A 5242-nucleotide genomic window follows, 5' to 3' on the forward strand; every position below is an offset into this window, starting at 1 on the left:
CGGCGACGACGATCTTCGCGGAGGTGGTGGCGCGGGTGGGGGCGGCCGCGTTAGAGCTTGCGAAGTCCACTGAGGACCCTTTCGAGCAGCGTGACGTCGGGCTGGTTTCCGGATTCGCCGCCGGAAGCGGGCTGGTGGATGGCGACGAGGCCGGCCTCGGCCAGGTCGGCCACGAGGATGCGGGCCACCCCCAGAGGAAGGGCGAGCAGGGCCGACACCTCGGCGACGGACTTGACCTCCGTGCACAGGGTGCAGATCCGCTGGTGCTCGGGGAGCAGGGTGGCCAGGCGCTGCGGGTCGACGTTGGCGGAGACGAGTGCCTCCAGCGCCAGTTCGTAGCGCGGCCGGGTGCGTCCGCCGGTCATCGCGAACGGCCGGATCAGCGGGCCCGAGTCGTACTCGTCCTCGAACTCCTCGACGTGCCCCGGCTCTTCGGCCGGCGGTCGGCCGGGTCCGTGGCCGGGGGCGTGCCCCGGTGCCGGGTAGCCGGGCGGCGGGGCGTCGAACGAGGGCTGCGGCTGGGCGTACTGGCCGTACTGGTCGGGCGCGTACGGCTGGCCGTACTCGTGCCGGCCGTACTGCTGGCCGTACTGCCGGCCGTGCTGCGGCCGGCCGTACTCCTGACCGTGGCCGACGACGCCGGGTGCTCCGAAGGCGTCATGGCCTGTGCCAGGGTACGGAACGCCGTACTGGCCGCTACGGTCGTCGGGCGGTGTCACGGTTCCTCTCCTCACAAGGTGCGGCGGTGCGGTGCGAGCTCGGGCGCAGGTCCTGAGCCGGTGGTGCGAAGGCCGTACAACGTCCGAACCCGAGCCCGCCGAAGCGGGCCCGGGACGGGCGTGGAGGTGCTTCGAATACCTGGACGGTATCCGACGGACCGTCAGTGCAGGAGACTGCCCTGGAGTTCCGCGCGGAGTGCGGGGGTGAGGACGGCGCCGGCCCGGTCGACGAGCAGGGCCATTTCGTATCCGACGAGGCCGATGTCGGAGTCGGGGGAGGCGAGTACGGCGAGGGCGGAGCCGTCGCTGACCGCCATGAGGAAGAGGAATCCGCGTTCCATCTCGACGACGGTCTGGTTGACCTCGCCGCCCTCGAAGATCCGGCTGGCGCCGGAGGTGAGGGAGGTGAGGCCGGAGGCGACGGCGGCGAGCTGGTCGGCGCGGTCGCGGGGGAATCCCTCGGACATGCACAGCAGGAGGCCGTCCGCGGAGACCACCACCGTGTGCGACACCCCGGGGGTGTTGTCCACGAAATTGGTGATCAGCCAGTTCAGGTTCTGTGCGGCCTGGCTCATCTGACTCAACTCAACGCTCCTGGTGGTTCGAGCCGCCGAAGAGATCGGTGCTGCGGTTCGGCTGTCCGTTGCCGGACGGGTCTACCTGATCGGGGTCGATCCGGAAGCTTCCGGTGCTGCCGGCGCTGCGGCCCTGCTCCACACCGCGGCGCAGGTTGGTGAGGCGTCCCCGAACCTCCTCGGGGCTGCGGGAGACCTGCGGCCCGTCCTGCGGGGTGGGCTTGGCGTTGCCGGCCACCAGGTTCTGCTTGGGCACCCGCCGGGGCAGGCCGGACGGGGTGGTGCCGCCGGAGGCGGGCTCGCGCAGCTGCTCGGCGCGCTGCCAGTCGCCGTCGTTGGGCGACTGCCAGGCGGCGGTGGCCGGGCCGGTCGGGCCGGTGGGCCCGTAGCCGCCCAGCGCGGACACCTCGTGTCCGCGCGGTTCGGTGGGCGCCGAGGTGTCCTTGGCGCCGGCGAACCAGTTCGGGCTCTCGCCGGTGCCCCGGCCGTCGCTCTGCTGGGCCGGGTTCAGGCCGCCGTTGCTCAGCTGCTGGCCGGGACGGCGCTGCGGCAGCCCGGACGGCAGGGTGGCGGTGGGCTCGGCCGTGGGCCCGGCGGCGGGCAGTGCGGGCGGCTCCGGGGTGTACGGGTGGCCCGCGGGGGCCTCCTCGACCGGGTGGCCGTACTGCTCGTCGGCGTAGCCGTCGTAGCCCTGGTAGTCCTGCTGGTCCTGCTGGTCCTGGTAGCCCTGCGGGGCGTACTGGTCGTCGGCGTAGCCGGACTGGTCGTAACCCTGCTGCGGGTACTGGCCGTAGGCGTCCTGGCCGTACTCGTCGGCGCGGCCGTACGACCCGTCGGTGTACTGGCCGTCGCCGTAGCCGGACTGGTCGTAGCCCTGCGGGGCGTACTGGTCGTCCTGGCCGTACGGCTGGTAGTCGCCCTCGGACCGGTACCCGTCCTCCTCGACCTCGGCGTCGAGCACCGGCGGCTCGGTGGCGTGCGGGCCGGCCTCCAGGGCCGCGCGGCGGACCTGGTCGAGCCGCTGCGAGCGCTGGACGGCCTCCAGGGCCGGGCTGAAGCCGGTGCTGCCGGCGTTGCCCTGACCGGTGAGGTGGTCGTCGAAGCCCAGCTCGGCGGCGCTGCGCGGACCGTCCTGGGGGGCGCCGGCCCAGTCGGGCTGGGCCGGCTCCTGGTCGGGGAAGATCCGGGAGACGGTGAACTGCTCCTCCGGCTCCGGCGCCGCGCCCGTCCGGGTCAGGAACGGCGGGATCATCACCAGCGAGGTGGTGCCGGCCGACTCCCCGGACGGGCGGAGCTGGACGCGGATGTCGTGCCGCTGGGAGAGCCGGCCGACCACGAACAGGCCCATGCGGCGGGAGATGGTGGCGTCGACGGTGGGCGGCTCGGCGAGCTTCTCGTTGATCTCGGCGAAGTCCTCGGCGGTGAGGCCGATGCCCTTGTCGTGGATCTCGACCAGCACCCGGCCGTCCGGCAGGCGGGTGGCGTTGACCAGCACCCGGGTCTGCGGGCTGGAGAACGAGGTGGCGTTCTCCAGCAGCTCGGCGAGCAGGTGGACGAGGTCGGTCACGGCGGCGCCGACGACCTCGGTCTCGGGGATGCCGGCCAGCTCGACGCGCTCGTACTGCTCCACCTCGGAGGCGGCGGCGCGGAGCACGTCGACCAGCGGGACCGGGGTGTTCCAGCGGCGGCCGGCCTCCTCGCCCGCGAGGACGAGCAGGTTCTCACCGTTGCGGCGCATACGGGTGGCCAGGTGGTCCAGCTTGAAGAGGTTCTCCAGCTGGTCCGGGTCGGCCTCGTTGTTCTCCAGGTCGGTGATCAGCGCCAGCTGGCGCTGGATCAGGCTCTGGCTGCGGCGCGACAGGTTGGTGAAGATCGCGTTGACGTTCCCTCGCAGCAGCGCCTGCTCGGCGGCGAGCGCCACGGCCTGCCGGTGGACCTGGTCGAAGGCCCGGGCGACCTCGCCGATCTCGTCCTTGCCGTGCAGCGGGATCGGGGTGACGGAGGTGTCCACCCGGTCGGGGTCGGTCTTGGAGAGCTTCTCGACCAGGTCCGGCAGACGGTGGTCGGCGATCTCCAGGGCGGCGTTGCGCAGGGTGCGCATGCCGAGAATCATCGAGCGGGCCACGTAGCCGGTGAGCACACCGGCGAGGACCAGCGCGGCGAGCACGATCGCCGAGTTGAGGATGGCGTCGTAGAGCGCGTTGTCCTTGAGGTCCGACGCGTCGTCGAGGACGTCCTTCAGCAGCGCGACCTCGGTGGAACGCAGCGCGGCGATGTGGGTGTTGGCGGCCTGGTTCCAGTTCTCCGGGGTCAGACCGGCGTCCTTGGCCTCCTTGTACGCCGCGTCGGCGGCCGGCTTGCCCCGGCTGTAGCCGTCGGCGGCGGCCTGGCTGTACGCGTTGCCGATGGCCAGCAGGCCCTGCATGGTGGGCGCGCTGCCGTTGGGCATCCGGTAGGCGGCGCGCTGATCGGCGTTGGCCTGGGCGACCTGGGCCTCGGCGTACTTGAGGGCGTCCTCGGGGGCGCTGCCGGTGTTGAACTCGGACAGCGACACCTGCTCCAGCTTCTGGGAGACCAGGAGCTGCTGGATCAGGTCGGTGTTCTCGTACCGGGTGGTGGCGTTGGACGTGATGCCGACCAGCAGGTGGAGCATGAGCGCGCGCTGGGTCGAGGCGGAGGCCTTGGCCAGCGACATGGCGTAGATCGCGCGGCCCTTGCTGGTCATGTTGGTGCTGCCGAGGCCGACCGAGTTGTCGTAGGCGAGCAGCGGCGCGGCCATCACCGAGTACGCGGACTGCGTGGCGGTGGCGAACAGCTCCTTGCCGTAGGCGACCTGGCGCAGGTGCGGCAGGTCGGCGACGAGGCTCTGGAAGGTGGCGTGGCGCCGGGGCAGCTCGCCGGACCGGTCGGTGGCCTCGTAGGCGGCGTTGTAGGCCTTCAGCGCGGTGTCCGTGGTGGCGCGGCTCCTGGTGACCTCACCGGTCGGGTCCTGGCCGGTCAGCAGGGGTATGAGCGTTCGGTCGCGCTCGTTCTCCAGCGCCTCGGCGAGCTCGGTGGCCGCCTGGGCGAGTTCGGCCGTCTTCTCGGCGCGCGAGGCCTTGATGAAGCCGTCGACCGAGGTGTTGACGCGCAGGCCGCCGAAGACCAGGGCGATGACGACCGGGATCAGCAGAATCGCGATCAGACGGGCGGGCACGCGCCAGTTGCGGGGCCGGACGAAGTCGTAGCGGCCGCCGCCCTTGCCGCCGCCGTCGGCCTCCGCGGAACCGCCGCCGGTGCGGCGCTCCTTGGACGCGGCCGGGGGCTGCGGGGCCGGGGTGACCGGGGGGCGTTCATCGGCAGGGGTGAACGCCGAGAATCCGGCCGGGTCCGTTGCGGTACCGTTCGGCTCGCTCTGGCGGGGCTCGGAGCGCCGCTGCGGGGCGACTTGCTGCTTACGCCTCACTCGACAACAACCTCTCGGCCGGCATGGCGGCCATGGATCAATCCAGCGCTACCCCTAGCAGCTGCCCGCTGCCGGGTGGGACTGTCGTACGGGTTTTAGGGGTAGCTGGAATTTCAGCACGTGCAGGGATGAGGGACAAACAGCTCTCGGTTGCCGCCCGCTGCGGCACATTTGGGACATTCATCAACATGATGGCGCAAAACCGTGGTCTTCTGGCGCTGAGTGGCGTGGACGAGCTACGCGGAGTCACTGTTGATCACAAAATGCCTACCGAACTGTTATCGGCTGCTTATGCGTGGGTCTTGCGCGGTGCCCCGTGACGACACCCGTCGTACCCGGAGGTGCCCCGGCGGCCCGTCGTGGACAACGGGCCGCCAGGGCCGCCGACCTGCGGTTCCGGCTCAGCGGAGGCGGGCGAGGAGGGCGTGTTCGACGAGGGTGATGAGGGCGCTTTTGGCGCTGTCGCGTCGTCGGGCGTCGAGGGTGATGACGGGGGTGTCGGG

3 protein-coding genes and 1 pseudogene are annotated in these 5242 nt (G+C 71.7%); all 4 read right to left on the reverse strand.

Features of this window, described 5'->3' with window-relative positions; translation table 11 throughout:
- Positions 1-50: 50 nt before the first annotated feature.
- Positions 51-719 (reverse strand): DUF742 domain-containing protein, encoded by a 669-nt coding sequence (locus ACIO5D_RS38395; protein WP_363615400.1) that lies wholly within the window; start codon positions 717-719, stop codon positions 51-53.
- Between the two features lie 161 nt (positions 720-880).
- The gene (locus tag ACIO5D_RS38400) at positions 881-1294 is read right to left on the reverse strand and encodes a roadblock/LC7 domain-containing protein (protein WP_030057391.1); all 414 of its coding nucleotides are present in this window, start codon (positions 1292-1294) and stop codon (positions 881-883) included.
- Positions 1295-1304: 10 nt separating this feature from the next.
- A complete protein-coding gene (locus tag ACIO5D_RS38405) occupies positions 1305-4739 on the reverse strand; it encodes a nitrate- and nitrite sensing domain-containing protein (protein ID WP_400800945.1) in 3435 nt (1144 codons plus the stop codon).
- 401 nt (positions 4740-5140) lie between these two features.
- Positions 5141-5242, reverse strand: a pseudogene (locus tag ACIO5D_RS38410) (ATP-binding protein); the annotation flags it as partial.

Origin of the sequence: Kitasatospora sp. NPDC087315, assembly GCF_044744345.1 — a bacterium.
In the GTDB taxonomy this organism is placed as follows: domain Bacteria; phylum Actinomycetota; class Actinomycetes; order Streptomycetales; family Streptomycetaceae; genus Kitasatospora.

Coding starts and splice junctions, on each gene's coding strand:
- ACIO5D_RS38400 (WP_030057391.1), bottom strand. CDS start 1,294: ATGAGCCAGGCCGCACAGAACCTGAACTGGCTGATCACCAATTTCGTG.